Below are 25887 nucleotides of genomic sequence, written 5' to 3' on the forward strand. Positions count from 1 at the left end.
CAAAAAAGGCGAAAAAAAACCGGCCTGGCGGCCGGTTTTTTTCGCGAGTTGATTATCTCACATTGACATAGATACCTGACGTCACATTGTCAGTTAAACGCACTACATGATAGATAACCTGTTTGTTATGGGTTTTAATCTTGCGTTTAATATTGCCTTTGTGTGACGAAACCGTCTTGGCCTTAATTTGCATCTTGTCTGAGATCTGAATGGTGTCATGGCCTGACATCCACATTTTCAGCATATTTGACTCCGTCTGACTTAACGTCAGAGGGTGTACATCCAGACCTGAAGAAATACGGGTAGACGCATTGAGCTTTTTCTGCAAATAGGTGCTGAGTAATGAGTCAAGTGTCGTTGTTTTTATCGATTTTGATGTAATAATCAAGTTCTTACGAACGTAGAGGTATTCCTCAAAATGGATATTAGAAATAGCCATGAAGATGAAAAACAGCGTTTCCGGGTGCTGCATAATAATATTTCTAATGCGGTCGCTGGAATCGGATTCATGGATGAAACATTCTTCGTTAATAAACACTACGCCAGGTTTTAACTGTTCGCAGCGCTGCTGTAATTGCTCAATATCGGAGACAGAAAAGATGTTTTTCTTTTTGACTCCCTTACAGGACATATAGTCCGATAATCCCAGGCGTGTGTAGTTGCATGAATCCATAATAATCGTTGGCATGTTTAGCGACCCTCACCAATTTGTTATCCGTTTAAATCAACGATGAATTACGCGTTGCGGTACGAGAGAGATTTCTAAGACACTTTTTTATTCTGCTCAGCAGTCTGGCGACAGGCCATATGCCTGCCAAAAGTATTCTTCCCTGACCCGTTTCTGCAAAGTTGTTTTTGTGCTGCCTTGACGTCACTTATTCCGCCAGTGATAGCGGGAATCGCTGGCGGTTTGCAATAAGCGTGCATAACACCCTGTTTTGAGATCCTCGTCACTATCGCGCATAACAAAGTCAATGCTGATAGGACGATTCTTAAAAACATTTGATTCGCGAAAGTGTGACGTTTTAGCGAGTGTTGACAATGCCGGAAAAAAATGGTCCTGACAAGAAAAATCGTGAAAGGATTTTTTTTGTTCCAAAACAACCTGTTGCCGATATTGTCAACGATTCCACCGGGTTAGCTGTGCCGGGAATCTGTGAAATAAAATACTTGAAGCGGGGTTTAATAAGAATAATTTTCAGAGTCACTTCTCACTTATCAGAATTTCCTTAGTTGATTTCTTAGAAAACTGGTTTGAAAAATGCACAGAATGTTTTAGCTGGCTTAAGTATCACTTCAGAATGATAGTGAGATACTTAATCATCAGGGGTGAGAGAGTTCCGAAAGAAACTGGGCGAGTAAATCAAAGACTTCGCTGAACAGATGCTCACAGAAGGGCGCAACCAGAGGCATCATCAGCCCCATAGTCAAAATTCCCACTGTTAAGGTAATCGGGAAGCCCACGGCGAAAATAGAGAGTTGAGGTGTAACACGGTTTAACAAACCCAGTACCAGGTTTACCAGAAGCAGCAAAACGATTAAGGGTAGCGCTAACATCATGCCATTAAGGAAAATTAAACCGCCTGCTTTGACCAGTGCGTTAAAGGCGTTGGCGTTTAACGGCTGTCCGCCAATTGGCAATGTATGAAAACTATCCGCCAGCAACGAGATCAGCCAGAGGTGCCCGTTGAAGGTAAGGAACAGCAGCATCGCCAGCATGTCGAGAAAACGGGCCAGAACCGGCATATTTAAACGACTGCCTGGATCGAAAAAGGTGGCGAAAGAGAGGCCCATCTGCAGACCAATCACCTCGCCAGAGAGGCGCACTGCAGCAAACGCCAGCTGCATCGTGAACCCCAGCCCGATACCAATCAGCATCTGCTGCAGCAGCAGCCAGAAGCCAGCGGGCGAAAACAGCGTGACCTCGACGGAAGGCAGCGTTGGCACCATTATCCAGGTGATTAACGCCGCCAGGCCAATTTTGACGCGTTTGCTGATAGCACGCTCGCTCAGCAGTGGCGCCGTGGCGAACAGCGCCAGTATACGCGCCAGCGGCCAGAAAAACTGACTGACCCAGTGAACCAGCTGGCCGCTGTCGAGAGTAACCATTAGCCGATCATATAAGGCAGGTTGCTGAAGAGGGTGCGGATATAGTCCAGCACCAGATTTAGCATCCAGGGGCCGGCAATCACGCCCGTCGCTGCAACGGCCAGCACTTTCGGTATGAAGGAAAGTGTCTGCTCGTTCACCTGGGTTGCGGCCTGCAGCAAACTGATAATCAGGCCGCTGACCAGCGCCGCCAGCAGCAGCGGCGCGGCGAGCATTAGCGCCAGGCGCAGCGCATCCTGGCCCATTGACATCACGGATTCTGGCGTCATTTGTTTCTCCGGGAAATCGGAATAATCAGGAATAGAAGCTCTGTGCCAGTGATCCGACCAGCAGTTGCCAGCCATCCACCAGTACAAACAGCATCAGTTTGAACGGCAGCGAGATCGTCGCTGGCGGCACCATCATCATCCCCAGCGCCATCAGCACGCTGGCGACCACCAGGTCAATAATCAGAAACGGGATAAAGACGGTAAAGCCGATCTGAAACGCGGTCTTCAGCTCGCTGGTGACGTAGGCGGGCAGCAGAATGCGCATCGGCACCGCTTCCGGCCCGTCGATAGGCGGGGTATTCGCCAGTCGGGCGAACAGCGCCAGGTCCGCTTCGCGCGTCTGACGCAGCATAAAGTCGCGTAGCGGCTGCGCGCCTTTCTCCAGTGCGACGTCCATGCCGATCTTGTCCTGGCTAAAGGGCAGATAGGCGTCGTTGTAAATCTTGTCGAAGGTCGGCGCCATAATAAAAAAGGTCAGAAAGAGCGCGAGGCCGAGCATCACCTGATTCGGCGGCGCGGAGGGCGTGCCGAGGGCGTTGCGCAGCAGGCCGAACACGATGATGATGCGGGTAAAGCTGGTCATCATCAGCAGTACGGCAGGAATAAAGGTCAGCGAGGTAATAAAAACCAGCGTCTGCACCGGCAGCGACCAGCTTTGTCCACCGTTGGGCAACGCATGGCTTACCAGTCCCGGCAGTTGGGCATGAGCGACCGGCGCCAGCAGTAACAGCGGCAGAAGAGAGAGCAGTCGACGCATCATTGGGGTTTTCCGGGACGTTTAACCAGGTTTTGTAACAGCTGACGGAAATCTTGCGGCGCGGCCGCGGCGGCCGGACGGGCATCCGGCGCGACCGGCGGCAGCGTGTGCAGATGGGTAATCTGCGCCGCCGTCACGCCCAGCACCAGGCGCGCCTCAGCGGTATCCACAATCACCACGCGTTCGCGCTGGCCGACCTGCACGCTGGCGCTCACCTTCAGCGCCTGGCTGCTCACCGTCTTCGGCGCGAAGCCGAGGCGGCGCGCCAGCCAGGCGCAGGCGAGGATCAGCAGAACAATCACGGCCAGCACGCTGCTGACCTGGGTCACAACGGAACCGCCAGAGATAGCCGGTGCGGCGGGCTGCTGCGTGTGGGATTGGGTATTCATCATATTTAGCGGCTCAGACGACGCATACGTTCAGACGGCGTAATAATGTCAGTGATGCGTACGCCATATTTATCGTTAACCACCACCACTTCGCCCTGGGCGATCAGGTAGCCGTTGATCAGGATATCGAGCGGCTCGCCCGCCAGACCGTCCAGCGCTACCACGGAACCCTGCGTCAGGCGCAGCAGCTCTTTGATGGTCATTTTGGTGCGGCCCAGTTCGACGGTCAGCTTGACCGGGATATCCATAATCAGGTCGATGTCCTGCAGCGAGCCGGCGGCGGCGCTGCTTTCGAACGTTTTGAAGACGTCGTCGGCCTGCGGCGCGCTGCTAACGGCCTGCTCATTCATCGCCTCAGCCCACAGATCGTCCGCAGAGATGTCGTCGGACGGTTTATTGCTGTCACTCATTGGGCTGTTCCTCATTCAGCGAATTCAAAATCGGGTTAATCAAATGCTCGACGCGCAGGGCGTACTGGCCGTTCATGGTGCCGTACTGACTGGTCAGTACCGGAACGCCATCGACGTGCGCGATAATGCGCTCTGGCTTCTCAATCGGCAGCACATCGCCGGGCTTCAGCTGCAAAATGCGCGACAGCCGCAGCGAGGTTTCAGCAAAGTGGGCGATCAGCTCCAGTTCCGAATGCTGCACCTGTTTCACCAGGTTCTCACGCCAGTGGTTATCCTCGGTGCGGGAGTTCTCCAGCGGCGGGTTAACCAGCAGTTCGCGCAGCGGCTCAATCATCGAAAACGGAATACAGATGTTGAACTCACCTACCAGGTTGCCAATCTCCACCTGAAACGGCGTGTTAACCACGATATCGTTCGGGGAGGTGGTGATATTGGTGAACTTCACCTGCATTTCGGAGCGGACATATTCCACCTCGAGCGGGTAGATCGCCTTCCACGCGTCGCTGTAGCCTTCCAGCGCCAGCTTTAGCATGCGGCGGATCACGCGCTGCTCGGTGTGGGTGAACTCCCGGCCTTCCACCTTGGTGGGGAAGCGGCCGTCACCGCCGAACAGGTTATCCACGGCGATAAACACCAGGCTCGGCGAAAACACCACCAGCGCCGTTCCGCGCAGCGGTTTCAGGTGGATAAGATTCAGGTTGGTCGGCACCGGCAGGTTGCGGGCAAACTCGTGATACGGCTGAATCTTGATCGCACCGACGCTGATATCCGGGCTGCGGCGCAGCAGGTTAAACAGCGCCATACGGAAATGTCGGGCGAAACGCTCGTTAATAATCTCCAGCGCCTGAAGACGCTCGCGCACCACGCGACGCTGGGTATTAGGGTCGTAAGGACGAATGTCGCCTTCCGGCCCGCTTTGACTCTTTTCATCTACCGCGCTGTCACTGTCGCCATTAAGCAGCGCGTCAATTTCAGCCTGGGAGAGAATGCTATCGCCCATTGGTTTACCTCAAAATGAAGGCGGTAAACAGTACGTCATTTACCACCTGCGCAGGCTGTCCTTTCACCAGCGGAGGTGACAGCACCTGCTTAATCTGTTCAATCAGCGCTTGCTTTCCTTGCTCCGACGCCAGCGCGGCGGCGCTCTGTCGCGAGAGCAGCAGCAGCAGGCGGCTACGCACTTCCGGCAGATAATCACTCATCCGACGACGGGTATCCTCGTCCGGCAGACGCAGGGTAAAGCCTACGTACAGCACGCGGTCCGGATCGTTATCGGGATTGACCAGGTTGACCGTAAAGGTGTCAAGCGCAAAAAAGACGGGAGCGGGTGGCGGCTCTACTTTCGCAGCTTCCGGGGTACCACTCTCATGTTTATTCATCATTCGCCAGACTGCATAGCCTGCCACGCTACAAGCGGCCAGCGTTACAATGAGCAACACCGGAATTAAGAGTGAACGTTTGCGGCCTTTTGCTTTCGCGTTATCAGACATTTTTGCAGTAAATTCCTGTGAATTATGGGCAAACCTCTCGGTTTGCCTGGACAGATTATCCCGCGTCTTAAGTCAAACAATGGGAAGAAAAGACGCGGGTTTTACGCTTACCTTCAGCGTTTGTCGCTGTCAGGCAAAAGTATCGACAGCGCCGGTGCCGAGGATGCGCGCCTGAAGGGCGGCGGGAACGGCGATCGGCGTTATCTCGCTATCGTCATTCTGGGAGAGAGAGAAGGTGCCGTGCTGTCCGTCGCGGCGCGCCTCCTGCTGCTGTTGCTGCTGCTGGAAGCTCTGGCTCTGCGCGAAGCTGTCACTGCTTACCTGACTCTGTCCCAGGTTAATGCCGCTTTCCGCCAGCGCGTTACGCAGCTGTGGAAGGGCGGCTTCCAGCGCGGCCCTGACGTGGCTGTGGCTGGAGGCCATATTGATTTGCGCCTGGTCGTTATCCAGCTTCAGGCTGATCTGGATGGCGCCCAGGTCAGCCGGATGCAGCCGCAGCTCGGCGTTTTGCTGGCCGTTGCGGGTGAACATGACAATCTGCTGGCTCAGAGCCTGCTGCCATTCGTCGCTGCCCAGCTGCGCGTTGAGCATCGGCGTTGACGGCGTGCTGGTCGTGGCCGAAGCGGTCTGCGTCATCAGCGGCGCGGCGCTGCTGCTGATCGGCGCGCTGGTCAGCGCATTGCTGTCCGTTTGCGTCAGCGGCGCGCTTTTTTCATCCTGTCGGCTGATGTGGCTCAGCGCCTGCTGAAAGCTGCCGTCCAGCGTCAGCGGCACACCGGCGCTGGCCGTGTTCGCTGCCGCGCCCGCTGATGCGGCGTTCAGCTGCGTTGGGCCCGCCTTCGCCTCAGCGTGCGCTGGTGCGCTGGCCGATGCCGATGGCGACGCGCTTTGCGTCAGCGACGCGCTTAGCGCCTGGCTCAGCGTGGAGAGGGCATTGCCAGCGAGCGCGCCGCGGCGCGCGTCGGCACCTGACTCGGCGGTGACGGATGCGGCGGAAAGATTGCTCTGCGCAACCGGCGAGGTCGGCAGCATGGCAAACAGCGCCTGCATCGCCTGCGCCTCGCGACTGGTTAAGGTTTCTGCGCTCGCCTTATCCTTATCATCGGCGGATTTGGTGGCGGCTTTAATATTTTCCGGCGTCAGCAGCGCATTCAAATCCGCTTTTTTACCAAAGGCGTTCAGCAGGGCGTCAAGCTGGCCTTTCGCTGCAGGCGCATCTTCAGTTTCCTCTGCGCTTTCAGCAGATTGCGCTGCGTTTCCCTGCTGTTTGGCCATCGTCAGCAGGCGGTTGCCCAGCTCGGTCAGAAACGCCTGCGGCAGCGATTTGACGCTGTGCAAAACCTCAGCGGAATCTGAACTTTTCAGCTCGCCTTTCGCGCTGGCGGTGGTGACAATATTTGGCAGCGTAATCATTCGCCTTTCCTCAGTGCGGCCCGTTGGGCGTATTCATCCATCCGTTTCTGATCGAGACGGTTTTCTACTCGTAATGCGTTGTCTGCCGCGCGGCTAATCAGCGTCTGATAGGCATTAAGACGCTGCTGCTTTTCGCGCCAGCTGGCGAGCGCCTGATCGAGGCGCTGGTTCCACTGTCTCAGCTGAGCGCGATGCTGCTCGATCGCCTGCTCCAGCGTCTGAATAAACTGGTGGTAGTTGGTCCAGCGCGTCGTGGCGATGCCGCCCGACATATCGCTGTTTAGCTTGTTGCGGTACTCATCCTGGTAGTCGAGCAGCATAGTGAGCTGCTCGTCCGCCTGGCGCACGCCGCGGCGCATATCGCCGAGGTGGATCACCGCTTTTTCCAGGTCCTGCTCCGCTAAATCGCGCAGCGTGTCGATGGCACTGGCGCTCTTCATCGCTTACTCCTCCCGTTACGCCGCCGTTAGCCGAACAGCGCATGCAGATGCAGGCAGGCGTCGTCATAGTGGCTGCGCTCAAAAATGCCCTGTTGCAGAAAAGCTTCCATCTGCGGATAAAGGCGGATCGCCTTGTCCAGCATGGGATCGCTACCTGCGGCGTAGGCGCCGACGCTCACCAGATCGCGGTTGCGCTGGAAGCTGGAGAGCAGCTGTTTAAACTGACGCACCCGTGCGTAGTGATCCTCGTCGATCAGGGCGGTCATGGCGCGGCTGATAGAGGCCTCAATGTCGATCGCCGGGTAGTGACCCGCTTCGGCCAGCCGACGCGACAGCACGATATGGCCGTCGAGAATGGCGCGCGCCGAGTCGGCGATAGGATCCTGCTGATCGTCGCCTTCGGTCAGTACGGTATAGAAGGCGGTAATTGAGCCGCCGCCGTGCGTGCCGTTGCCGGCGCGTTCCACCAGCGCCGGCAGTTTGGCGAACACCGAAGGCGGATAGCCTTTGGTGGCGGGCGGCTCGCCGATGGCCAGCGCAATCTCACGCTGCGCCATGGCGTAGCGCGTCAGCGAGTCCATGATCAGCAGCACGTGCTGGCCGCGATCGCGAAAATCTTCGGCGATGCGCGTGGCGTAGGCGGCGCCCTGCATGCGCAGCAGCGGCGAGACGTCCGCGGGCGCGGCGATCACCACCGAACGCGCGCGGCCTTCTGCGCCGAGAATATTTTCAATAAAGTCTTTTACTTCGCGGCCGCGCTCGCCGATCAGCCCGACCACGATGACGTCCGCCTGGGTATAGCGCGCCATCATGCCGAGCAGCACGCTCTTGCCGACGCCGGACCCGGCGAACAGGCCCATACGCTGGCCGCGACCCACGGTCAGCAGGGCGTTAATGGCGCGGACGCCGGTATCCAGCACGTCTGTAATCGGCGTGCGCTGCAAGGGGTTAAAGGGCGGCGTGATCAGCGGCGCGCGGTAGCCGGTATCGGGCGACGGCAGGCCGTCAAGCGGCTTGCCGCTGCCGTCGAGCACCCGGCCCAGCAGCTCCGGGCCGAGCAGCAGCTGTTTGCCGCTGTGGCCGCTGTCGCGTGCATAAACGCGGGCGCCGGGCAGAATGCCGTCGACCTCTTCCAGCGGCATCAGAAAAAGCTTCTGGCCGTTGAAGCCCACCACTTCGCTTTCGACTTCGGTCAGGTTCTTGCCGTCGTTGCGTTCGATAACGCAGGTGGCGCCGAGCGGTAGCTGCAGGCCGGTCGCCTCCAGCACCAGGCCGGTGGCGCGCGTCAGGCGGCCATAGCGGCGCACCGGCTGCACCTGCGCGATACGGGTTTCAAAGGCGTCGAGCGCGCCCAGCCAGCGAGAGAGTCGCGAGGTCATTAAAATTCTCCAGGCGCGGCGAGGCGGCAGAGCTCCTGCCAGCGCGTCGCCACGCTGGCGTCGAGATCGCCATCCTCAGCGCTCAGCTTGCAGCCGCCAGGATGCAGCGTGCTGTCGGCCAGCAAACGCCAGCCGTGCAGATCGAGCGTTGGACCGAGGGTCTGCTCAATGCGCTGCAGATCGTCAGGATGCACGCGCAGCTGCGGTTTGCCGCTGAACATCGGCTCCTGCTGCAGCAGCTGCTGAATTTGACGCAGCAGGGCGCTGCCGTCCACCGTGGTCGCCTGGCCAATGACCTGACGTGCCGCCTCCAGTGCGAGCTGCATCAGGCGCGAAGCGATCACGCTGTCGAGCGCCTCCAGCGAGTGCTGAAACTCAGTGACCAGCTGCTGCATACGCGCCTGCAGCGGTGCCTGCTGCTGCTGCGCATCGGCCAGCCCCTGCTGAAAACCGGCGTCGTAGCCCGCTTTCTGGCCTTCGGCGAAACCCTGCTGATGGCCTTCGTTATAGCCCTGCGCCTGCGACTCTTTGCGGGCCTGCTGCTGCATATGCTCGAAGTGCTGCTGCTGTTCGTCGACCTCTGATTCGAATGCCTCCGGCTCCGGCAGCATCTCCGGCTCCGGTTCGTCGCGGCGGCCTAAATCATCAGGCTGCCAGAGCTGCCACGGGCGGGCGGAAAAAGCGTCAGACATAGGTTTCCTCGCCGCCGCCAATCACCATCTCGCCCGATTCCGCCAGACGGCGCACGATAAGCAGGATAGCTTTCTGTTCGTTTTCCACCGCCGACATACGTACCGGTCCGCGGTTGGCGAGGTCGTCGCGCAGGATATCGGCGGCGCGCGCCGACATGTTCTTGAGGAACTTCTCGCGCAGCGGCTGCTCGGCGCCTTTCAGCGCGACCAGCAGCTGCTCCGACTCCACTTCCTGCAGCAGGCGCTGGATGCTGCGGTCGTCCACTTCCACCAGGTTTTCGAACAGGAACATCTCGTCGATAATTTTCTGCGCCAGCTCGCCGTCGAAGTCGCGAACCGCTTCGATGACCGCCTCTTCCTGCTGCGTTTTCATCAGGTTGATGATTTCCGCTGCGGTTCTCACGCCGCCCATCTTGGCGCGCTTGAGGTTGGTGCCGTCCAGCAGGCCGTTGAGCACTTCGGTCAGCTCCGCCAGCGCCGCCGGCTGTACGCCGCCGAAGGTGGCGATACGCAGCATGACGTCGTGACGCAGGCGCTCGTCGAACAGCGCCAGAATATCCGCTGCCTGGCCGCGTTTGAGGTGCACCAGGATGGTCGCGATGATCTGCGGATGCTCGTCGCGGATAAGATCGGCGGCGGCCTGCGGCTCCATAAAGTTGAGCGTTTCCATGCCGCTGGTGGTTTCGCGGGACTCGAGAATATCCTCCAGCAGGCTGGCGGCGCGCTCTTCGCCCAGCGCTTTGGTCAGCACCGAACGCAGATACTCGTTGGAGTTGAGGCTCAGCGCCGCGAACTGCTCGGCGTCGCTCTCGAACTCACGCAGGATCTCGGTAAGCTGCTTATGCGACACCTGGCGCATATTCGCCATTGCGGCGCTCAGGTGCTGCACTTCACGCTGGTTGAGGTGCTTGAACACCTCGGCGGCGCGCTCTTCGCCGATGGTCATCATCAGGATGGCGCTTTTTTCAGTTCCGGTCAGACTCATAGTTCTTTACTCATCCATTCGCGGATAACCAGCGCGACGACGCGCGGATCGTTCTCGGACATATCGCGGATGCGCTGGCTCATCACCTCGGCGCTCATGCGGTTGTTAGACTTACGCTCGGCATCCTGCTCATCTTTGCTGAGCTGTACGCTATAGGCTTCTTCTTCCTGCATGGCGGCGGCACGCTGTTCTGCGGCTTCCACAGCGGCTTTTTCCGCTTCGCGTTTACGCATCAGCTGCGGACGCACCATTTTGCGGTAGAGAATGAAGGCGACCAGCGCGATCAGCAGCCATTTGCCGATGTTCATCATCTGATCGAAGAAGGCCTGCTGCTGCCAGAAGGGCAGGTCGCCGCTGGTCGGCTCGGCGGCGGTGAATTCCGAGTTCACCACGTTGACGCTGTCGCCGCGCGGCTGGGAGTAGCCCATCGCCTCGCGCGTCAGATCTTCCACCTGCTTCAGCTGCTGTTCGTTCAGGGCGATCGCCTTGCCTTTATCGTCGGCGCGATAGTTCACCACTACCGCGACCGAGAGACGCTGCACGTCGCCAACGTTCATTTTGGTGTGGCGAATGGTGCGGTCCAGTTCGTAGTTCACGGTATCGTCGCGACGCGAGTTGGTCGGCACGCTGCTGCTGGCGGTGCTGGTAGTTGTGCCGTTGTTCGCGTTGTTCTGCTGGCCGTTCTGCGCGTTTTGCCCATTTTGCGCGTTCGGCGCGTTGACCGGCGCGGTGTTAGCAGGCGCTGGCTGGTTAGAAAGGGCGCCCGGCACGCCGCCCGGATACGGGCTGCCGGTCTGATCGCTGGTGCTGGTCTGACGCGAGCGAATAGCGGTGTTGCTCGGATTGCCGTTCGGCTGATACTTCTCGTCGGTCTGCTCGCTCTTGTCGAAGTTGATCTGCGCCGTTACCTGCGCGTGTACGTTGCCCTGGCCGAGAATCGGGTTCAAAATCGCTTCGATGCGCTGCTGGTAGCGCGCTTCCACTTCGGCGGTATATTTCAGCTGAGCGTCGTTAAGGTCGCGGCCTTCGCTGTCTGAACGCGTCAGCAGGCGTCCGCTCTGATCGACGACGGTGACGTTACCCGGCGGCAGGCCTGCCACGCTGCTGGAGACCATATGCACGATGGCTTGAATCTGGCCCTCATCGAGCGCACGGCCAGGCTGCAGGTTCAGCGTGACCGAGGCAGAAGGGGCTTTCTGCTCGCGCACGAAGAGCGTCGGCTTCGGCATCGCCAGATGCACGCGCGCCGTTTTAACCGGCCCTAAGGTTTCGATGGTGCGCGCCAGCTCGCCTTCCAGCGCGCGCTGGTAGTTGACCTGCTCGCTGAACTGGCTGATGCCGAACTTCTCCTGATCGAGCAGCTCAAAGCCCACCGAACCGCCTTTCGGCAGTCCCTGCTGTGCCAGGCGCAGGCGCAGCTCATGCACCTTTTCCGCCGGCACCATCAGCGCGCCGCCGTTGTCGGCGAAGCGATAGGGGATGTTCATCTGGGTGAGCTGGGTAACAATCGCGCCGCCATCTTCATCAGAGAGATTGTTGTACAGCACACGGTAATCGGGCGCTTTCGCCCACAGCACCAGCGCCATCACGATGGCGATAGCGGCGGCGGCGGCAACGATAAGGGGGATACGCGGATTAGCGCGCAGGCGAGCGATAAGGTCACCGAAACCTTTTTTGGCTGAATCCTGTGGGGCGGCTGCGCTCGCGTTCATGACCTATTCCTGCCTGACATAATTGACCGGGTTTGTTGTAGTGACAAAACAGACTCCCTGACACTGCGTAAATGAAACTCCACTTCAATGCATGGCATTATTTTCTTTATCGCAAAATTCGATGGGCGAATAAGCCGGGTTTTTTGCTGTTATTTAGCGCCTTTGTCTCATTGACATTGTGATAAATTTTTGAGCGTAGAAAATTCCATCTCTCTTTCAATGAGGTAACGGCATGTCCATTCAGGCAATCGACGGCGTTTTACAGCAGCTTCAGCTAACTTCGCTGCAGGCCAGTAACAAAAACAGCGAGGCGACGCAGCCGGTCGACTTCGCCGCCACCATGAAAGCGGCGCTGGATAAGATCAGCGAAACGCAGAACACCGCCCGTACGCAGGCGCAGGATTTTGAAATGGGCAAGCCAGGCATCGCGCTCAACGATGTGATGGTGGATATGCAGAAGTCTTCTATCTCGATGCAGATGGGGATTCAGGTGAGGAATAAGCTGGTGGCGGCTTATACTGATATTATGAATATGCAGGTTTAACTTCTCAACAATCGGCACGGTTGACAAGCATTCCAATGAAACAAATATGGTTAATCGCAGCCGTGCTGCTGCTCTCCGCCTGCGCAACCAAACAGTACCCCCAGGCTTCCGCGGTAACGGATCAAGAAGCGGTGACGCTGAACTGCCAGATGCTTGAACAGGAAATCGTCAAAACGCGCCACATTCAGCAGGAAATCACAGAAACTGGCAGCTTTGATTATCGCACCGTTCTGGGCTTTATGGGCGACCTCGGCATCGGCAACGGGCTCGCTCGGCACAACGCCAGCGAAAAAGCGAAATCGCGTCTCGCTGAGTTGCAGGCGCTGCGCGATGTAAAATGCGCAACGGCAACGGATTCATTACCGCAGGCGCAAGGGCTTTTCCATTCCAGCTAGCGAGAGTGCAATCGCAAAGCTTGTCTTTGGAAATGTTATATCATAACATTTTACACTCTTTCACTGATGGAGGGTAAATATGTTGGCAAGCAAAAGGAAAGTTATCGCATTGAGTCTGCTGCTTAGCGGGCAGGCTATGGCGCATGGTCACCACGCGCACGGTCCGGCGCTGTCGCAGATAGAGCAAAAAGCAGCAGAAGGCGAGTTTGACGACAATAATGTCAAAGATCGTCCGCTGTCAGACTGGGATGGCGTATGGGCATCCGTCTATCCGCTGCTGGAGCAGGGAAAGCTGGATCCCGTCTTCGCGCAGAAAGCGCAAAAGGAAGAGCGCAAAACCGCAGAGCAGATTAAAGCTTACTACCGCAAAGGCTACGCTACTGATACCGAGCGGCTGGAAATTGAAAATGACACAATTGAGTTTCATCGTGGCGACAGCGTCGCCTCCTGCCGCTACAGCTATGCCGGACATAAAATCCTGACATACGCTTCAGGAAAAAAAGGTGTGCGCTATCTGTTTGAGTGTCGCGATAAAAACAGCCTGGCGCCTAAATATGTGCAGTTCAGCGATCATATAATCGCGCCGCGCAGGTCGAGCCATTTTCATCTTTTTAGCGGCAATATCTCTCAGCAGGCGCTGCTGGAAGAGATGGATAACTGGCCCACTTATTATCCCTGGCAGCTAACAGATGATCAGGTGGTTGATGAAATGCTGCATCATTAATATAGCTGAAACTGGATGAATATATTTCAGTCAGGCATTTATCCTGGAAAATAATATTATTCAGTCGGCCGGAGAAATATTGTGGACAATGCTTATCAAACAGCAGTCTTATTACAGACCTTACTGAGCAGGCTTCCGCGCTGAAGCGGTTCTCAAGCAAAAGTGTCGCATCAACGAAGGTTGTTTCCATAATATTACCTGCGCGTGACCATTCTCTTACTGGATTAAATATATTCCGGCGACAATCGTGCTGACAGAGATAATATGTAATAGTTCGGTCATGAGCTTTTCCTCCTGTGCAGTCTCTTATTTCATTGAAGAAGCTATTAAGCGATCCGTCAATAAACAGACTTAAATTTATCTGCGCTAACGACGGGCGCTTTTGTGAAAAGTTCAGGGAACATGACCTGTTCGATAAGCCAAACGGCAACGGCGGTATGTTTGATCTTTTACGCTTTGTTCACGTTTCAGCAAGAGAGGGCGCATATTAAATAGTCACAGCACTAAACTAAATATACCCAATAGGGGTAACTGGAGGTGCCTATGTCAGAACGTCCCAATGATATCGATCCCATTCCCGGCGACGGCCAGCTCCCAGGCGGCGTAGATGATATCCCCGGCAGAGAGGGGGATGCGATGCCCGATGATGACGAGTATGTAGAAGATGACATCGAGGATGAGGATGAAAATCTGAATCCCTGAATGTGTAAGCCGTCTGCGGACGGCTTTATTCATTACAGCGAACAAAAAATTGCCCGCACAGGTCAGCGGGCAAGTCCATTCAGGCAGAATTCTCGTTTGCATTACGTAAAGGGTATGCGCATAGCGCCAGATTATCTTCTCACCGGCGGCAGGATAAAGAAACGCAGAAGCAGAGATTCATCACAGGAAATTCTTATGGGCAAAAAAAAGCCCGCGCAAGGCGGGTGAAATCGTTACATGGAATTATCCACATGCTGAATTGGATGCTGCTTCGCAGCGAAAGTTCGAGCGAAGCGGAAGATTTAAGCGGCTTACCGCGCCGTGTCGCGGTAGCGCCGCCACTCTACCAGCGTTCCCAGCACAGAGAGCGCCTGTTCCGAGGAACGCAGCAGTGGATAATCCTCGTTGAGCGGCGCCAGCTCAAAGCTGTGATGAGTGCGCGCGCGGTATTTCCGTAGTACATACTCGTTCTCTCCAGTAAGCGCCAGCACCAGATCCCCTGGCTGCGGCGGTAAGTCTGGATCGATAAACAGCAAATCGCCACGCAGGCATTGCGGTGCCAGCGCGTTATCCCACAGGGTTAATGCAAAGCTGGTGGCAGAGTAGCTGCGATCGGTGGGGACTCGCCTGAGGATCTCCACCTGCTCTGCCTCGGCCAGCCAGTCGCCGATCTGTTCTCTTTCCAGAACAGGCAGGCCGGTTTGCGTTAACGTTTGTACAGTAAATACCGGCCCATCTCCATCTACCAGCCAGGCTGGCGCGCACCCCAGCACTTCCGCGAGCCGCAGCAGGTTTTCTCCGCGCGGCAGCGTTTCCTCTTTTTCCCATTGTGATATCGCTACATGGGATACCGAAATTTTTTCCGCGACTGCTTTCTGCGTCAAATTCAGTGCCTTACGACGAAGGCGAATACGATCGCCCGCTGTTTCTTTTTCCATCTTCTTGACATCTCCTGAGAGCCAGACTTAAGTATACTTAAGCTGTGAATTTAAGCAATCTTAAGTTTCGGCGAGGGAGGCGCTTTGCGTTTTACGCCTGACGTCAGCAGCCGTTACCCGACGAGGTACAGAGGTGATGCATGGAAAGTAGTTTGATAACCAGTGTTGGCGCATTAGTACTTGGAGGCGGAGCGGCGGCGCTTTTCTGGAAGCCGCTCATTGCAGGCATTGCTTCTATTGTCACCAGCAACCGTGCCGGTGGAGAGATCATTACCAGCTACAAGGAGCAGGTCTTATTGCTGAAGGAGAGCAATGCACTTCTCCGTCAGGAAAATGACGATTTGCGCATACGCCATGACACTAATTTACGGCGGATATCTACCCTGGAGACCGATTTGCGCTTAATCAAAAATGCGCTCGGCATTCTGGTGGTCATGACCGATGCCGATCAGAACAGCAAGTTTCGTAATGAAATCGACAGGTTAATTTCCACTCTGGAGGAGCATAGCGATGGCAGAGATACACAGTGAAATAAGACCGACGACCCACAAGCGCAAGGTCATGCTCGGGGTGCTGATGCTGAGCATGTCATTGGTATGCATTGTGATGACAATTCTTTTTTTATATGTCAGCAGCACAGCTAACCGGCGCGTTGAAGAGATTCGTCGCGCATCTATCGAGGCTGCCGATCGACGCGAACAAAAAGTGGATCAGCTGACGAAACAGGTGTCCGTACTCCAGCACAAGCTGGATGCGCTGCCGGATCAGACTGCTGCTCAGACGGCTGACAAAGTGAAACGTGTGGTTATACAGGATGAAAAAGCTTTGAAACCGTAACGGGAGAAGGTTATGCGAATTTTTAACCTGATTGGTGAAGGCTTTCATGCCCTCCGATCGTTCATCATCACTAAGGAGTCTGCCATGACCGATACCAGCATCATTAACTCAACCACGCCAGCAGGCGACGCCGAGCTGCCGCAGTTTGCTATACCGGACGCTAATGTGCCGACCGATCCGCAGCTGCAGCGGTTATCTTCTCCTTCGACGGTGGCACCCGCCACCTCCGAAGAGACGCCGGGCGAAACCCATGTAGCGCCTGATGCGACGGCACAGCACACGCCCTCGCCATCGGGGGATCAGAGCGCTGTGCCGGACGCCTCAGCCTCACCGGCCGCTGTTGAGGATGCCGCTACTGTGCAGCCCGCGGAGCAGTCGGCAACGCCCGACGCTGCCGCTGCGCAACCTGCGGATCAGGCTGCGACCCCAGAGGCCGCCGCAGCGCCACAGCCCGCAGAGCAAAGCGTGCCGCTGGACGCGCCCGCTCAGCCTGTCGATCAGCCCGCTGCGGCCGACCCTGCCGCCGATGCGCAACCCCAGGCGCAGACATCCGTGGCGGATGCCGCTGCCGAGCAGGCGAGCGCGCAGGCTGTTAACGCTGCTGTTCAGGAAACGGCACCTGTAGCCGATTCCGGCAGCGCGACGTCTGCTGCGCCATCTTCAGCTCAGCCCGCCGGAGAAGAGGAGCAAAGCGACTTCAGCGCAGGGGTAAAAGATTTCGGCGCCGCGTTTGATTTTGTACAGCAAGGGATTGAGCATCTTGGCATGGCAGCCCGAAAGGAGCTGTTCGAACTGGCGCGTAAGTATCTCTGATAGCTAAACAGATAAAGTATGAAAGGGGACAACGCGTCCCCTGTTTTGATCAGAGGGACGCTTCTGGAGAAGCAGCGTTAAGGCTGGCCTCAAGAAAAGGCCTACCAGCCAGAGAGGGTGAGGGGGCAGGCGCTACTTCCGAATATTCTTAAGGCGGCTTCGTTATATTCCACTATCTTTAATCATTCACGCGAGATATTTATTGGTTAAAACAGCAAAAGGAGAAACTGCATGAGTGATTCAGTCGAAACGAAAAGCAAAACTGACTACCTGCGCGATGTGACCTCGCAGCTGAAAGAGATGCGCCACTATGCGCAAACCAATACCGAAACGCTCTCCAGCCACTGGCTCGCGTTCGATGCTGGCGAATATAAAGATCCCGAGTTTGCCGGACGCATTGATGCGCTGCTGAACAAACAGGGCACGCTGCTGGATGATTTAGACGCCGTCATTCAGGATATCGAAATCGCCATTAACCACAGCGAGCAGGAGAAGTAATCCTGCTCCCGGCAGTGGTCGGCGCTTAGTCGGCCACCAGCCACATTTCCGCCTCGTCAAACATCTCTTCGACAATGCGCGCCACCGTAGCCTTATCGTTTTTGCTTAAGTCGGTCTCGATGGCGTTACGCTCCATTGGCTTTACGCGCACCTCAATCTCCGGGAAGACGCGCTGAACGCGTTTTTCCAGCTCCTGTAAAATTATCTCGCGTGCGCCTGGCAGGCCGGCAACGTTACGCTTATCGTAAATCAATTCCACAAACATACTGGTATTCCATACAGGGAAGAAATTCGCTGGCACATCATACTGTAAATCCAACCAGTGACAAGCCTCTCAGGCCAGTTGAACGATCTTTTTTCGGCGTGATGCGCAAATTCGTCTCAGATAATAAAACCGGGAGGGGTAACGAGGGGCAAGAAGAGGTAATAAAGCGAAAAAAATCAAACCTCTGGAGGTGGAAATCCAGCAAACACCTCCAGAGGCGGTGCAAACGCACCATTCGTTCAAGGACAATCACGACCGAAGTCGTACAGTAAACTTATACAAGTTTTATGATCTTGTACAATTTAATCCTGACTTATTTCACTGGTTGGAGGTGTTGCTGTTTTTAACCGCTTAAAGCTCGTTCTTGATGCAAAATTCTTCCCAGGTCATCCCCAGCGATTCAGCATGCGATTTAAGATAGTTTTCAATGGCTTCGGCGGCCACCGCTTTATCTGGCTCGGCAAGCTGGATCGAAAAGATCATGCCGTCGAGATTTTTCTGGCGCAGAAAGGCGGCGTAAATACGTTCCGCATGCCATTCGCGCAGCTGGCGCAGTGACATATTAGCGTGGCGCGCATCGCTCTCCGTCAGTTCATCGAGCGCGGCCTGAAAATCGGCATGGGCGGTGAAAAACATATCGCGCGCCTGCGCGTAATAGGCTTCTGGCGTTTTCATAAGATTTCCCGAAAGATTAAGTGTGGTGCAGCGCGCCAGTGTAACGCACCCTGCCGTCGCTGTCAGGGCGCGGTTAAACCCGGCGCAGAAGAAAAAAAATGGCCGTGCGAGTCGAAGCAGGGCGTAGATAGCTTGCGGAAAGCAGGCGAAAAATTATAACTTAGCCGCCATTGAAGCGATCTCAGGGATTAACGATGAAAAAGTGGATGCTGACGACGGCCGCGCTGGTGCTGGCCGGCTGTGCGCAAATCAACAGCTATCAGGATGCGGTACAGACGCCGGCGCCTGCCAGCCTGCAGGGGACCTGGCAAACGGTCGGGCCGCAAAGCGGGTTGCGCAGCGATCGCGCGCTGGGCACGCTGATCGTCAAGGCGGACGGCACTACGCTTGACTGCCGCCAGTGGATGCGCGTGATCGCCAAGCCAGGCAAGCTGACGCTGCTCAGCGGCGACTACGTTAACGTCAATCGCCAGTCGCGCGTTATGCCTCTGGAGCTGGAGGGGGGCGAGCTGCGCTATGACGGGCTGACGCTGCGTAAGGTCGAGCGCCCGACGGTAGAGTGCCAGCAGGCGCTGGAAGAGGTGGCGAAACAGCCGAACGCGGCCGTTATCCAGAATATTGAACCGGAAATCCTCAAGTCCGCCATCACTCAGGCGAACGAAAACAAGCAGTAATCCCGTCGCGCCTTATTCCATTCGCTGTGAAGGAATAAGGCGCGTGACGTTACTCCGCCAGCACCCAGACGCTGACGCTACCACCGTTGCAGCGCACCACGACGGTGCCCTGTTCATCCGCGGTGAGGATCTCGTCGCAATGACCTAAATAGTCGCGCCACGCTTTACCGGCAAAGCCGTCGCCCATCGCCACGCTTTTCTCACCCTCCTCGCCGTTCGACATAATAACGATGCAGCCCGGCTGTTCAGCGGTGCCGCTGCGGCTGAAGGCTACGCAGTTGGGATGATCGAAATAGTCCGTTTGCGCGCCCCAGCCGTAAATCTGGCGAGCGCGGATCAGCGCTTCCAGCTCCGCAATGGCGGGCATCTCGACGCGGTGGGTTTCGCCGTCGCCGCCTTCATCTTCGTAGCTGGCGCCGAACAGGTCGGGATAGAACACCGTCGGCACGCCTTGCTCGCGCAGCAGGATCAGCGCGTAGGCGAGCGGCTTAAACCAGGCTTCGACCGGCGCCTCCAGCGACTGCAGCGGCTGCGTGTCGTGGTTGGCGACGATCGTAACCGCATGCCAGGGATCGGCCTGCACCAGCGAATTAGCGAAGATCTGACTGAGATCGTAGTCGCTGCCCTGCGTGGACGCTTGATGAAAATTCATATGCAGCGGCGCGTCGAACAGCAGGGTTTTGCCCTCGACCTGCTGGATATACTCCAGCAGTTTATCGGTTTCGAACGACCAGTACTCGGCGACGATAAACATCGGCTCGTCGGCGACCTCCTGAACGTGTTCAATCCACTCTTTGTAGAACCAGGCGGGAATATGCTTCACCGCATCAAGGCGGAAGCCGGTGCAGGGCAGCTGTTCCCTGATCCAGCGCGCCCAGTATTTCAGCTCTTCGCGCACGGCATTATTGCGGAAATCGATATTGGCGCCCATCAGGTAGTCAAAATTGCCCAGCTCGCTGTCGACCTGATCGTTCCAGCCGTCGGCGGTATAGTCGTTGACGATCTTAAAGACGCCGTTTTCATCCGGGTTTTCGATATGGTCGACGCCACTAAAGCATTTGTAGTCCCAGACGAATCGGGAATATTCGCCCGCGCGCGCCGGGAAGCTAAAGCGCGTCCAGGCTTCGCATTCGATAACCTCGTCGCTGATGTCGTCGCGGTTGTCAGGGTTAACACGGTTAACCCGCACCCGCTCTTTCTCGTCGGCGCCCATCTTATGGTTCACCACTACGTCCAGCAGCACGCCAAGGTTGTGGGCGCGTAAGGCCTCCACGGCCGCCTGCAGCTGTTGCCTGTCGCCATATTTGGTGGCGACGCTGCCTTTCTGATCGAACTCGCCCAGGTCAAAGAGATCGTAGCTGTCGTATCCCACGGAATAGCCGCCTGATTCGCCTTTATAAGCAGGGGGCAGCCAGGCCATGGTAACGCCGATCTCGCTCAGCCAGGCCGCTTTTTCAGCGACTTCAGGCCAGAGCTGGCCGCCATCCGGGTAATACCAGTGAAAAAATTGCAGTAGCGTTGGGTTGTGCATTTGCTGTGCTCCAGCGGGAAGGAAAAGCAAGTATGGAGCACGGCGAAAAAAAGACGCACCGGCAGAAGCATTATTTTCTCTGTCGCGGTGCGTTTCAGAATCAGGAGAGCGGCGGGTTCTCTGTCGGCACCATGACGCAGCCCTGTTTGCCGTAGGCGCTGAGCACCGATTTCTGACGGGTGTTCTGGTTTACCAACGTGGAAAGCTCGTTCATGCGCGCCTGCAGCAGGCGCTTCACTTCCCCTTCATTATCAAGAATATGGCGCAGTACCGGGCGCAGCTGCTCCTGCGCCTGCACGGAAGGCGAGGCGGCTTCGGTCGATCGCGCCAGCCGTTGCACCGCGCTGACGTAATCAACTTCCTTTTTGATTAAATCGTCCCATTCTCCCTCGGCCGCAAGACGCAGCATTTGCTGGCTAAGATCGAGTAACTGCTGGTAAATGGTAATCAGTTGCGGTGCAAGTATCATTAAACGGCGTCCTGAATCTGAGGTTGAGGCTGGGCGATTTCCTTCCAGGCATCAGCGATATTACGCAGCAGTGCTTCGACCTCAACAATGGCCTCCACGTCGTTGCGTAAATTCGCCTGCAGGAGTCTTCGCACCATATAGGCATACAGTGAAATTAAGTTGGTGGTAAGCTCATCGCCGCTCTCTTCTGCGAGACCTTGCTTAAGCCCGTTTTCAATAATATTAATGGCCTTTGAAAGGGAAAGGCCTTTCCCTTCAATGTTGCCGTCCTGCATAAACAGGCGGGCGCGCACCAGCGCGCTCAGCGCGCCGTCAAACAGCATGTTGACCAGCTGATGCGGATTCGCGCTCATGACGGCGCTCTCGACGCCGATTTTTGCATAGGCCTGAATGCCATTTGCGGTGTACATGCTCACTCCTTATAAAAATCAGCTTTTGGAGCTGGAGTTCGAGGTGTCGAACTGCTGCGTCAGGTAGCTGCTGGTCTGGTTAAGCGAACTCATCATCACATCGAGCTTCGTAAACTGGGCTTTCAGCCGCGTAATCGTGTCGTTGATGCGATCGTTGACCGAGTTGTACTGGACGGTCAGGGCGTTAAGCGTTTTGCTGACGCCGTCGGTGGCGGACTGTACGATGCCGGTGCTGGAGAGCCAGCTGGTCAGGTTGCTGGAGACCCTGGTGGCGATGCCGGTGGTTTTGCCGTCGCCGATGATCATCTCTTTCACGTCCGACATATTGTTTTTCAGGCTGGTGCTCAGCTTGTCAGAATCGACTTCCAGCTGCCCGGTGGTCGGGTTGGAGGTCACGCCGATCTGCGCCATGGTTTTGAAGGTCGAGGAGCTGGCGGCATTGGTCAGCAGGCTCTTCAGCTGGTTCTGGATGGTACGCAGGGTGCTGTCGCCCAGCAGCGCACCGTTGCTGCTGTCCTGCGAGTCTGCGCCCACATCCACCGCGGTATATTTGGTCAGGCTGGAAAAGGTGTCCTGCAGAGTGTTGTAGGCGGAGACCCAGCCGGTGATAGCGGCGTTGGCTTTGGTGGTATCGGAGGCGATGGTCAGCGTCTGGGTGCCGCTGGTGACGTCGCTGAGATTCAGCGTAATGCCTTCCAGCGCGTCGCTGATGGTGTTGCTGCTGCTCTCAATCGCGACGTTATTGACCGTCAGCTTCGCATTCTGCGCCGTGACGCTTTCGGTCATCCCGTTACTGGTGGCGCTGGCGTCGTAGCCGACGATGCCCGCAAGCGTATCGTCGCCGGTCACCTTAATCGAGCTGACGGCTTTGCCTGAACCGCTCTCATTGGCGCTGACCGAGAGGCGGTAGCTGCCATCCCCAACCTTGATGATGCTGGCGGTCACGCCCGCGCTGGCGCCGTTGATGGCGTCGCGCATGCCGGTCAGCGAGGTCTGCGCGCTGGTCAGCGTAATATCTTTGCTGGAGCCGTCCGCCAGCGCGATGCTCAGCGTGCGGCTGCTGGCCGAGCTGTCGCCCAGCGGGGCGCTGTTGCTGCTCTGTACCGCTGAGGTCAGGGTCTGCGCCTGCGCCAGCTGCGTCACGCTAATGGTGTACTTGCCTGCCGCGACGGAACTGCCGGAGGTGGTGGCGCTAAAGGCGCTTGAGCTGCTGGTCGCCGTGGTGGCGCTAAACAGGCTGGCGTTATTCAGCGTGGTGTTCGCCGTCTGAAAGGTGGTCAGCGCGCTTTTCAGCGTCGCGTAGGCGCTCAGTTTAGCGGTATAGGAGGACTGCTGTTTAGAAATCGGAGTTAGCGCGGCTTTTTCCGCCGTCTGCATACTGTCTAAGATATCGCTTAAGTTAAGGCCTGAACCGACACCCAGGTTAGAGATACTTGCCATGTTTGTTTCCTTATCATGTCGACACGGAGAGTGAATACCGGGGTTATCGGCTGCCAATAAGGAAAGTTTAACGTTATTGATGGCTGCGCGATAAAGCGAATAGCGCATATAGAGAAGGGTATTTCAACGGCTAAAACAGCAGTGATTTTCTTCTAAAGAAGTGAGGGGCGAGGGCGATAAAGATAAGCGTGACAGGTTGAAGGAAAAAATTTTCACCTGGTACTAAAAAAATTCTAAAGGTTGTTTAAGGGCAGACGATAACAACTTTGACGGCGCTGAAGCCGGCGGGTTGAAGCCCACACCTTAACCGAAAGACTTGATTAACAGGAATATTTATCATGGCCCAAGTCATTAATACCAACAGCCTCTCGCTGATCACTCAGAACAACATCAACAAGAACCAGTCTGCTCTGTCTACCTCTATCGAGCGTCTGTCTTCTGGTCTTCGTATCAACAGCGCGAAAGATGACGCTGCTGGTCAGGCGATTGCCAACCGTTTCCAGTCCAACATCAAAGGCCTGACTCAGGCTGCACGTAACGCCAACGACGGTATCTCTGCTGCGCAGACTACTGAAGGCGCGCTGTCAGAAATCAACAACAACCTGCAGCGTATCCGTGAACTGACTGTTCAGGCGCAGAACGGCACCAACTCTGACTCTGACAAAGCATCAATCCAGGACGAAATCAAATCTCGCCTGAGCGAAATCGACCGCGTTTCTGGTCAGACTCAGTTCAACGGCGTGAACGTACTGGCTAAAGACGGCAAAATGTCTATCCAGGTTGGCGCGAACGATGGTGAAACCATCGACATCGACCTGAAAAAAATCGACTCTTCTACGCTGAAGCTGGACACCCTGAACGTGACCGGCCCGCAGGGCACGCCGACTGCTGCCGTTGCTGCTGACTTCCAGAAAGTTTACGGCACCACCAGTAACGTTTCTAAAGCAACCGTAGCGGAATCTGGCGCGACTGACGACCTGTCAACCCGTCTGGGCCTGGCCGCTGGCGGCGCGAAAGTAGACGGCACCAGCGTTTACAAAGACGACAACGGCAACATGTTTGCAAAAGTGACCATCAAGTCTACTTCTGCGGCAGAAACCAACAACCTGAAAGCGAACGGTTTCGACATCGCTAACGGTTCAAGCCAGGACTTCTACGTCGCTGTTGACCCGCAGTCAGCAACGACCACTGCAGGCGGCGACACCGCAGCGTTCAAAATCGACACCAAAAACATGAACCTGTCTGATTTCTCAACCGGCGCGACCTCTGACCCGCTGGCAAAAATCGACAGCGCAATCGCCAGCGTAGACAAGTTCCGTTCTTCACTGGGTGCGATTCAGAACCGTCTGGATTCAGCGGTAACTAACCTGAACAACACCACGACTAACCTGTCTGAAGCACAGTCTCGTATTCAGGATGCTGACTACGCGACCGAAGTTTCAAACATGTCTAAAGCGCAGATCATCCAGCAGGCAGGTAACTCTGTGTTGGCGAAAGCTAACCAGGTTCCGCAGCAGGTTCTGTCTCTGCTGCAGGGCTAATCGCCCTCTGGTGACATACCTGAAAACCCCGCTTCGGCGGGGTTTTTTTATGCCTGAGAAAAAGACACGAAAGCCTTTGTATTATGCGCATTGCGCTGGCTTACCTGCTGATAGTCTGGCCGCTATCGTTGTGTTTTTGCCGTTTTAACGCCATCAGCAGGTAAGATCATGAAAGAGATTTCTGTAGTTGAACCGCTGTTTTTCAGCGAATTTAAGTGCGCCGGCAGCGCCTGCCTCGACCACTGCTGCAAAGGCTGGGACATCTATCTGGATAAGCCTACGGTCAACCGTTATTTAAAGAGCGGCGACATTACGGTGCGCCAGATTGCGGAAGAAAACATTGTCAAAACCAAAAAGAGTTTTGATAACTGGGGCACCATGAAGTTTTCTGCTAACGGAAACTGCGGTTTCCTTGATGAGAATAGCCTCTGCAGCATCCATAAAAAAATGGGTGAAAAGGCGCTGAGCCCGACCTGTTCCAGCTATCCTCGCTCGCAGAAAAAAACCAAATATGAAATCCGGAACAGCCTGACGCTCTCCTGCCCGGAAGCGGTCAAAGGCCTGCTGGCCAGCCCTGATGCGATGCTGCTTAATGAACATAAATCGCTGCGTATTTCAGCGCTGAACGCGCCGGAAGTCGATCAGGCGTCGCGCTTTATCAATCTGATGTGCAGTAATCTGCTGCTGGCCAGCGGCGCTAACATCGAGCAAGGGTTGTACGGCATTGCGATGCTTTTTCTTTTTGCCGAGAAAACAGGCGACAGCGCAGATAAATATACCCGGCTTGAAGAGTACTTTTTCTCGGTTCTGAATCTGATCGAACAGGGAGAGATGGCTGCGAATATCGACAGCATCAAGCCTGACTATCAGCTGCAGTGGGCATTGCTGTTGCGTCTCCAGGCCTATCTGGGCAGTCACAAGGCGATTCGCGGGTCGGCGACGCTTATCCACTATGTCAATAAGCTGATTTACATCCAGAGCGATCTCGCTGAGGGCAATGACGTCACGGTATCGATGAAGCGTCTGGCAGCCGTCTGGCAGGATAAGCTGAAACCCTGGCTGGCGGAGCGCCCGCATATTATGGGTAATTATCTGCAGTACCGGATGTATCACGATGGCTTCCCATCCCACAGCGAGCAGAGCGCACTCGCAAATCTCTATCTGTTAACGGCGGAGTGGTTCCTGCTGAGATCGCTTCTCGCAGCCAGCCTGGATCTGGTAGGCACCGTCAGTGAAAACGACATCGTGAATATTATTTACAGCTTTCACTCCGTGACGAAACACGATCAGATTTCCGATAAAGCTTTTATGCGTGAAATTGAAAAAAGCAAAGTTAACGACGATCTCTCGCTGCTTCATCTGCTGCGATAAGTAAAACAGGCGTAC

The 25887-nt window shown here is 56.0% G+C and carries 32 protein-coding genes; 11 read left to right on the forward strand and 21 right to left on the reverse strand.

Going from position 1 to position 25887, the window contains the following annotated elements:
* Nucleotides 1–52: 52 nt before the first annotated feature.
* The 14 genes from rcsA to fliF form a co-directional block, all read right to left on the reverse strand.
* Nucleotides 53–688 (reverse strand): transcriptional regulator RcsA, encoded by a 636-nt coding sequence (rcsA, locus tag ACR6A7_RS01865; RefSeq protein ID WP_033749830.1) that lies wholly within the window; start codon nucleotides 686–688, stop codon nucleotides 53–55.
* 635 nt (nucleotides 689–1323) lie between these two features.
* Nucleotides 1324–2109 carry a flagellar biosynthetic protein FliR gene (gene fliR, locus ACR6A7_RS01870; protein ID WP_434123063.1) on the reverse strand — a complete coding sequence of 262 codons (786 nt, stop codon included), beginning with the start codon at nucleotides 2107–2109 and terminating at the stop codon, nucleotides 1324–1326.
* Nucleotides 2109–2378, reverse strand: a complete 270-nt coding sequence (gene fliQ / locus ACR6A7_RS01875; protein WP_434123064.1) for a flagellar biosynthesis protein FliQ — start codon at nucleotides 2376–2378, stop codon at nucleotides 2109–2111. The genes fliR and fliQ overlap by 1 nt, the downstream gene beginning before the upstream one ends.
* Before the next feature lie 25 nt (nucleotides 2379–2403).
* Nucleotides 2404–3135 (reverse strand): flagellar type III secretion system pore protein FliP, encoded by a 732-nt coding sequence (fliP, locus tag ACR6A7_RS01880; RefSeq protein WP_434123324.1) that lies wholly within the window; start codon nucleotides 3133–3135, stop codon nucleotides 2404–2406.
* A complete protein-coding gene (gene fliO / locus ACR6A7_RS01885) occupies nucleotides 3135–3524 on the reverse strand; it encodes a flagellar biosynthetic protein FliO (RefSeq protein WP_434123326.1) in 390 nt (129 codons plus the stop codon). Before fliO ends, fliP begins: the two co-directional genes overlap by 1 nt.
* Before the next feature lie 5 nt (nucleotides 3525–3529).
* On the reverse strand, nucleotides 3530–3934 hold the full coding sequence (gene fliN, locus ACR6A7_RS01890) for a flagellar motor switch protein FliN (protein ID WP_033749826.1): 405 nt from the start codon (nucleotides 3932–3934) through the stop codon (nucleotides 3530–3532).
* Complete coding sequence (gene fliM / locus ACR6A7_RS01895) at nucleotides 3927–4934, reverse strand: flagellar motor switch protein FliM (RefSeq protein ID WP_123799740.1); 1008 nt, start codon at nucleotides 4932–4934, stop codon at nucleotides 3927–3929. Before fliM ends, fliN begins: the two co-directional genes overlap by 8 nt.
* A gap of 4 nt (nucleotides 4935–4938) precedes the next feature.
* Nucleotides 4939–5424 carry a flagellar basal body-associated protein FliL gene (fliL, locus tag ACR6A7_RS01900; RefSeq protein WP_434123065.1) on the reverse strand — a complete coding sequence of 162 codons (486 nt, stop codon included), beginning with the start codon at nucleotides 5422–5424 and terminating at the stop codon, nucleotides 4939–4941.
* A 129-nt stretch (nucleotides 5425–5553) separates the two neighbouring features.
* Entirely contained in the window at nucleotides 5554–6837 is a 1284-nt protein-coding gene (locus tag ACR6A7_RS01905; protein ID WP_434123066.1) for a flagellar hook-length control protein FliK, read from the reverse strand.
* On the reverse strand, nucleotides 6834–7277 hold the full coding sequence (gene fliJ / locus ACR6A7_RS01910) for a flagellar export protein FliJ (RefSeq protein WP_434123067.1): 444 nt from the start codon (nucleotides 7275–7277) through the stop codon (nucleotides 6834–6836). Before fliJ ends, ACR6A7_RS01905 begins: the two co-directional genes overlap by 4 nt.
* Before the next feature lie 26 nt (nucleotides 7278–7303).
* Nucleotides 7304–8656 (reverse strand): flagellar protein export ATPase FliI, encoded by a 1353-nt coding sequence (fliI, locus tag ACR6A7_RS01915; RefSeq protein ID WP_033749819.1) that lies wholly within the window; start codon nucleotides 8654–8656, stop codon nucleotides 7304–7306.
* Nucleotides 8656–9348, reverse strand: coding sequence for a flagellar assembly protein FliH (fliH, locus tag ACR6A7_RS01920; protein WP_434123068.1), 693 nt, complete (start codon nucleotides 9346–9348; stop codon nucleotides 8656–8658). The genes fliI and fliH overlap by 1 nt, the downstream gene beginning before the upstream one ends.
* The gene (fliG, locus tag ACR6A7_RS01925) at nucleotides 9341–10333 is read right to left on the reverse strand and encodes a flagellar motor switch protein FliG (RefSeq protein WP_216491743.1); all 993 of its coding nucleotides are present in this window, start codon (nucleotides 10331–10333) and stop codon (nucleotides 9341–9343) included. Before fliG ends, fliH begins: the two co-directional genes overlap by 8 nt.
* Nucleotides 10330–12045 carry a flagellar basal-body MS-ring/collar protein FliF gene (gene fliF, locus ACR6A7_RS01930; protein ID WP_434123069.1) on the reverse strand — a complete coding sequence of 572 codons (1716 nt, stop codon included), beginning with the start codon at nucleotides 12043–12045 and terminating at the stop codon, nucleotides 10330–10332. The genes fliG and fliF overlap by 4 nt, the downstream gene beginning before the upstream one ends.
* A gap of 232 nt (nucleotides 12046–12277) precedes the next feature.
* Here fliF and fliE point away from each other — a divergent pair, with 232 nt between their 5' ends.
* From fliE to ACR6A7_RS01950, 4 genes are all read left to right on the forward strand, one after another.
* Nucleotides 12278–12589: a flagellar hook-basal body complex protein FliE gene (gene fliE / locus ACR6A7_RS01935; protein ID WP_434123070.1), complete on the forward strand. Its 312-nt coding sequence runs from the start codon at nucleotides 12278–12280 to the stop codon at nucleotides 12587–12589.
* A gap of 35 nt (nucleotides 12590–12624) precedes the next feature.
* Nucleotides 12625–12984 carry a hypothetical protein gene (locus ACR6A7_RS01940; protein WP_434123072.1) on the forward strand — a complete coding sequence of 120 codons (360 nt, stop codon included), beginning with the start codon at nucleotides 12625–12627 and terminating at the stop codon, nucleotides 12982–12984.
* 79 nt (nucleotides 12985–13063) lie between these two features.
* Nucleotides 13064–13708, forward strand: coding sequence for a metal-binding protein ZinT (gene zinT / locus ACR6A7_RS01945; protein WP_434123073.1), 645 nt, complete (start codon nucleotides 13064–13066; stop codon nucleotides 13706–13708).
* A 543-nt stretch (nucleotides 13709–14251) separates the two neighbouring features.
* Nucleotides 14252–14410 (forward strand): hypothetical protein, encoded by a 159-nt coding sequence (locus tag ACR6A7_RS01950; RefSeq protein ID WP_434123074.1) that lies wholly within the window; start codon nucleotides 14252–14254, stop codon nucleotides 14408–14410.
* Nucleotides 14411–14721: 311 nt separating this feature from the next.
* Here ACR6A7_RS01950 and ACR6A7_RS01955 read toward each other — a convergent pair whose 3' ends face one another.
* Nucleotides 14722–15348, reverse strand: coding sequence for a helix-turn-helix domain-containing protein (locus ACR6A7_RS01955; RefSeq protein WP_434123075.1), 627 nt, complete (start codon nucleotides 15346–15348; stop codon nucleotides 14722–14724).
* A 140-nt stretch (nucleotides 15349–15488) separates the two neighbouring features.
* Between ACR6A7_RS01955 and ACR6A7_RS01960 the strand changes: the two genes are divergently transcribed.
* The 4 genes from ACR6A7_RS01960 to ACR6A7_RS01975 all read left to right on the forward strand — a co-directional run bounded on the left by ACR6A7_RS01960 (nucleotide 15489) and on the right by ACR6A7_RS01975 (nucleotide 17496).
* A complete protein-coding gene (locus ACR6A7_RS01960; protein WP_033791350.1) occupies nucleotides 15489–15878 on the forward strand; it encodes a hypothetical protein in 390 nt (129 codons plus the stop codon).
* Nucleotides 15859–16185, forward strand: coding sequence for a hypothetical protein (locus tag ACR6A7_RS01965; protein ID WP_434123076.1), 327 nt, complete (start codon nucleotides 15859–15861; stop codon nucleotides 16183–16185). The genes ACR6A7_RS01960 and ACR6A7_RS01965 overlap by 20 nt, the downstream gene beginning before the upstream one ends.
* Nucleotides 16186–16269: 84 nt before the next feature.
* Nucleotides 16270–16998: a hypothetical protein gene (locus ACR6A7_RS01970; RefSeq protein ID WP_434123077.1), complete on the forward strand. Its 729-nt coding sequence runs from the start codon at nucleotides 16270–16272 to the stop codon at nucleotides 16996–16998.
* 231 nt (nucleotides 16999–17229) lie between these two features.
* Nucleotides 17230–17496, forward strand: a complete 267-nt coding sequence (locus ACR6A7_RS01975; RefSeq protein ID WP_434123078.1) for a hypothetical protein — start codon at nucleotides 17230–17232, stop codon at nucleotides 17494–17496.
* Nucleotides 17497–17521: 25 nt separating this feature from the next.
* Here ACR6A7_RS01975 and ACR6A7_RS01980 read toward each other — a convergent pair whose 3' ends face one another.
* Both ACR6A7_RS01980 and ACR6A7_RS01985 read right to left on the reverse strand, forming a co-directional pair.
* Nucleotides 17522–17761: a DinI-like family protein gene (locus tag ACR6A7_RS01980; RefSeq protein WP_434123080.1), complete on the reverse strand. Its 240-nt coding sequence runs from the start codon at nucleotides 17759–17761 to the stop codon at nucleotides 17522–17524.
* Nucleotides 17762–18112: 351 nt separating this feature from the next.
* Nucleotides 18113–18436: a DUF6388 family protein gene (locus tag ACR6A7_RS01985; protein WP_371240959.1), complete on the reverse strand. Its 324-nt coding sequence runs from the start codon at nucleotides 18434–18436 to the stop codon at nucleotides 18113–18115.
* Between the two features lie 194 nt (nucleotides 18437–18630).
* Between ACR6A7_RS01985 and yedD the strand changes: the two genes are divergently transcribed.
* Nucleotides 18631–19110, forward strand: a complete 480-nt coding sequence (gene yedD, locus ACR6A7_RS01990) for a lipoprotein YedD (protein ID WP_434123082.1) — start codon at nucleotides 18631–18633, stop codon at nucleotides 19108–19110.
* Between the two features lie 49 nt (nucleotides 19111–19159).
* Here the strand turns inward: yedD and amyA are convergent, their stop codons facing one another.
* The 4 genes from amyA to fliD all read right to left on the reverse strand — a co-directional run bounded on the left by amyA (nucleotide 19160) and on the right by fliD (nucleotide 22960).
* On the reverse strand, nucleotides 19160–20641 hold the full coding sequence (amyA, locus tag ACR6A7_RS01995) for an alpha-amylase (protein ID WP_434123084.1): 1482 nt from the start codon (nucleotides 20639–20641) through the stop codon (nucleotides 19160–19162).
* 100 nt (nucleotides 20642–20741) lie between these two features.
* A complete protein-coding gene (fliT, locus tag ACR6A7_RS02000; RefSeq protein ID WP_434123085.1) occupies nucleotides 20742–21110 on the reverse strand; it encodes a flagella biosynthesis regulatory protein FliT in 369 nt (122 codons plus the stop codon).
* Complete coding sequence (fliS, locus tag ACR6A7_RS02005; protein ID WP_434123087.1) at nucleotides 21110–21520, reverse strand: flagellar export chaperone FliS; 411 nt, start codon at nucleotides 21518–21520, stop codon at nucleotides 21110–21112. The genes fliT and fliS overlap by 1 nt, the downstream gene beginning before the upstream one ends.
* Before the next feature lie 18 nt (nucleotides 21521–21538).
* Nucleotides 21539–22960, reverse strand: coding sequence for a flagellar filament capping protein FliD (fliD, locus tag ACR6A7_RS02010; protein ID WP_434123089.1), 1422 nt, complete (start codon nucleotides 22958–22960; stop codon nucleotides 21539–21541).
* A 338-nt stretch (nucleotides 22961–23298) separates the two neighbouring features.
* Here fliD and ACR6A7_RS02015 point away from each other — a divergent pair, with 338 nt between their 5' ends.
* On the forward strand, nucleotides 23299–24501 hold the full coding sequence (locus ACR6A7_RS02015) for a FliC/FljB family flagellin (RefSeq protein ID WP_434123090.1): 1203 nt from the start codon (nucleotides 23299–23301) through the stop codon (nucleotides 24499–24501).
* A gap of 168 nt (nucleotides 24502–24669) precedes the next feature.
* Nucleotides 24670–25872, forward strand: a complete 1203-nt coding sequence (gene fliB, locus ACR6A7_RS02020) for a flagellin lysine-N-methylase (RefSeq protein ID WP_434123092.1) — start codon at nucleotides 24670–24672, stop codon at nucleotides 25870–25872.
* Nucleotides 25873–25887 lie beyond the last annotated feature (15 nt).

It is taken from the genome of Pantoea phyllosphaerae (assembly GCF_051025595.1).
In the GTDB taxonomy this organism is placed as follows: Bacteria; Pseudomonadota; Gammaproteobacteria; order Enterobacterales; family Enterobacteriaceae; genus Pantoea.

What these genes read in the sequence shown, in the direction of transcription:
- rcsA (WP_033749830.1), bottom strand. Translation starts at nt 688, where the DNA reads ATGCCAACGATTATTATGGATTCATGCAACTACACACGCCTGGGATTA.
- fliR (WP_434123063.1), bottom strand. Translation starts at nt 2,109, where the DNA reads ATGGTTACTCTCGACAGCGGCCAGCTGGTTCACTGGGTCAGTCAGTTT.
- fliQ (WP_434123064.1), bottom strand. Translation starts at nt 2,378, where the DNA reads ATGACGCCAGAATCCGTGATGTCAATGGGCCAGGATGCGCTGCGCCTG.
- fliP (WP_434123324.1), bottom strand. Translation starts at nt 3,135, where the DNA reads ATGCGTCGACTGCTCTCTCTTCTGCCGCTGTTACTGCTGGCGCCGGTC.
- fliO (WP_434123326.1), bottom strand. Translation starts at nt 3,524, where the DNA reads ATGAATACCCAATCCCACACGCAGCAGCCCGCCGCACCGGCTATCTCT.
- fliN (WP_033749826.1), bottom strand. Translation starts at nt 3,934, where the DNA reads ATGAGTGACAGCAATAAACCGTCCGACGACATCTCTGCGGACGATCTG.
- fliM (WP_123799740.1), bottom strand. Translation starts at nt 4,934, where the DNA reads ATGGGCGATAGCATTCTCTCCCAGGCTGAAATTGACGCGCTGCTTAAT.
- fliL (WP_434123065.1), bottom strand. Translation starts at nt 5,424, where the DNA reads ATGTCTGATAACGCGAAAGCAAAAGGCCGCAAACGTTCACTCTTAATT.
- ACR6A7_RS01905 (WP_434123066.1), bottom strand. Translation starts at nt 6,837, where the DNA reads ATGATTACGCTGCCAAATATTGTCACCACCGCCAGCGCGAAAGGCGAG.
- fliJ (WP_434123067.1), bottom strand. Translation starts at nt 7,277, where the DNA reads ATGAAGAGCGCCAGTGCCATCGACACGCTGCGCGATTTAGCGGAGCAG.
- fliI (WP_033749819.1), bottom strand. Translation starts at nt 8,656, where the DNA reads ATGACCTCGCGACTCTCTCGCTGGCTGGGCGCGCTCGACGCCTTTGAA.
- fliH (WP_434123068.1), bottom strand. Translation starts at nt 9,348, where the DNA reads ATGTCTGACGCTTTTTCCGCCCGCCCGTGGCAGCTCTGGCAGCCTGAT.
- fliG (WP_216491743.1), bottom strand. Translation starts at nt 10,333, where the DNA reads ATGAGTCTGACCGGAACTGAAAAAAGCGCCATCCTGATGATGACCATC.
- fliF (WP_434123069.1), bottom strand. Translation starts at nt 12,045, where the DNA reads ATGAACGCGAGCGCAGCCGCCCCACAGGATTCAGCCAAAAAAGGTTTC.
- fliE (WP_434123070.1), top strand. Translation starts at nt 12,278, where the DNA reads ATGTCCATTCAGGCAATCGACGGCGTTTTACAGCAGCTTCAGCTAACT.
- ACR6A7_RS01940 (WP_434123072.1), top strand. Translation starts at nt 12,625, where the DNA reads ATGAAACAAATATGGTTAATCGCAGCCGTGCTGCTGCTCTCCGCCTGC.
- zinT (WP_434123073.1), top strand. Translation starts at nt 13,064, where the DNA reads ATGTTGGCAAGCAAAAGGAAAGTTATCGCATTGAGTCTGCTGCTTAGC.
- ACR6A7_RS01950 (WP_434123074.1), top strand. Translation starts at nt 14,252, where the DNA reads ATGTCAGAACGTCCCAATGATATCGATCCCATTCCCGGCGACGGCCAG.
- ACR6A7_RS01955 (WP_434123075.1), bottom strand. Translation starts at nt 15,348, where the DNA reads ATGGAAAAAGAAACAGCGGGCGATCGTATTCGCCTTCGTCGTAAGGCA.
- ACR6A7_RS01960 (WP_033791350.1), top strand. Translation starts at nt 15,489, where the DNA reads ATGGAAAGTAGTTTGATAACCAGTGTTGGCGCATTAGTACTTGGAGGC.
- ACR6A7_RS01965 (WP_434123076.1), top strand. Translation starts at nt 15,859, where the DNA reads ATGGCAGAGATACACAGTGAAATAAGACCGACGACCCACAAGCGCAAG.
- ACR6A7_RS01970 (WP_434123077.1), top strand. Translation starts at nt 16,270, where the DNA reads ATGACCGATACCAGCATCATTAACTCAACCACGCCAGCAGGCGACGCC.
- ACR6A7_RS01975 (WP_434123078.1), top strand. Translation starts at nt 17,230, where the DNA reads ATGAGTGATTCAGTCGAAACGAAAAGCAAAACTGACTACCTGCGCGAT.
- ACR6A7_RS01980 (WP_434123080.1), bottom strand. Translation starts at nt 17,761, where the DNA reads ATGTTTGTGGAATTGATTTACGATAAGCGTAACGTTGCCGGCCTGCCA.
- ACR6A7_RS01985 (WP_371240959.1), bottom strand. Translation starts at nt 18,436, where the DNA reads ATGAAAACGCCAGAAGCCTATTACGCGCAGGCGCGCGATATGTTTTTC.
- yedD (WP_434123082.1), top strand. Translation starts at nt 18,631, where the DNA reads ATGAAAAAGTGGATGCTGACGACGGCCGCGCTGGTGCTGGCCGGCTGT.
- amyA (WP_434123084.1), bottom strand. Translation starts at nt 20,641, where the DNA reads ATGCACAACCCAACGCTACTGCAATTTTTTCACTGGTATTACCCGGAT.
- fliT (WP_434123085.1), bottom strand. Translation starts at nt 21,110, where the DNA reads ATGATACTTGCACCGCAACTGATTACCATTTACCAGCAGTTACTCGAT.
- fliS (WP_434123087.1), bottom strand. Translation starts at nt 21,520, where the DNA reads ATGTACACCGCAAATGGCATTCAGGCCTATGCAAAAATCGGCGTCGAG.
- fliD (WP_434123089.1), bottom strand. Translation starts at nt 22,960, where the DNA reads ATGGCAAGTATCTCTAACCTGGGTGTCGGTTCAGGCCTTAACTTAAGC.
- ACR6A7_RS02015 (WP_434123090.1), top strand. Translation starts at nt 23,299, where the DNA reads ATGGCCCAAGTCATTAATACCAACAGCCTCTCGCTGATCACTCAGAAC.
- fliB (WP_434123092.1), top strand. Translation starts at nt 24,670, where the DNA reads ATGAAAGAGATTTCTGTAGTTGAACCGCTGTTTTTCAGCGAATTTAAG.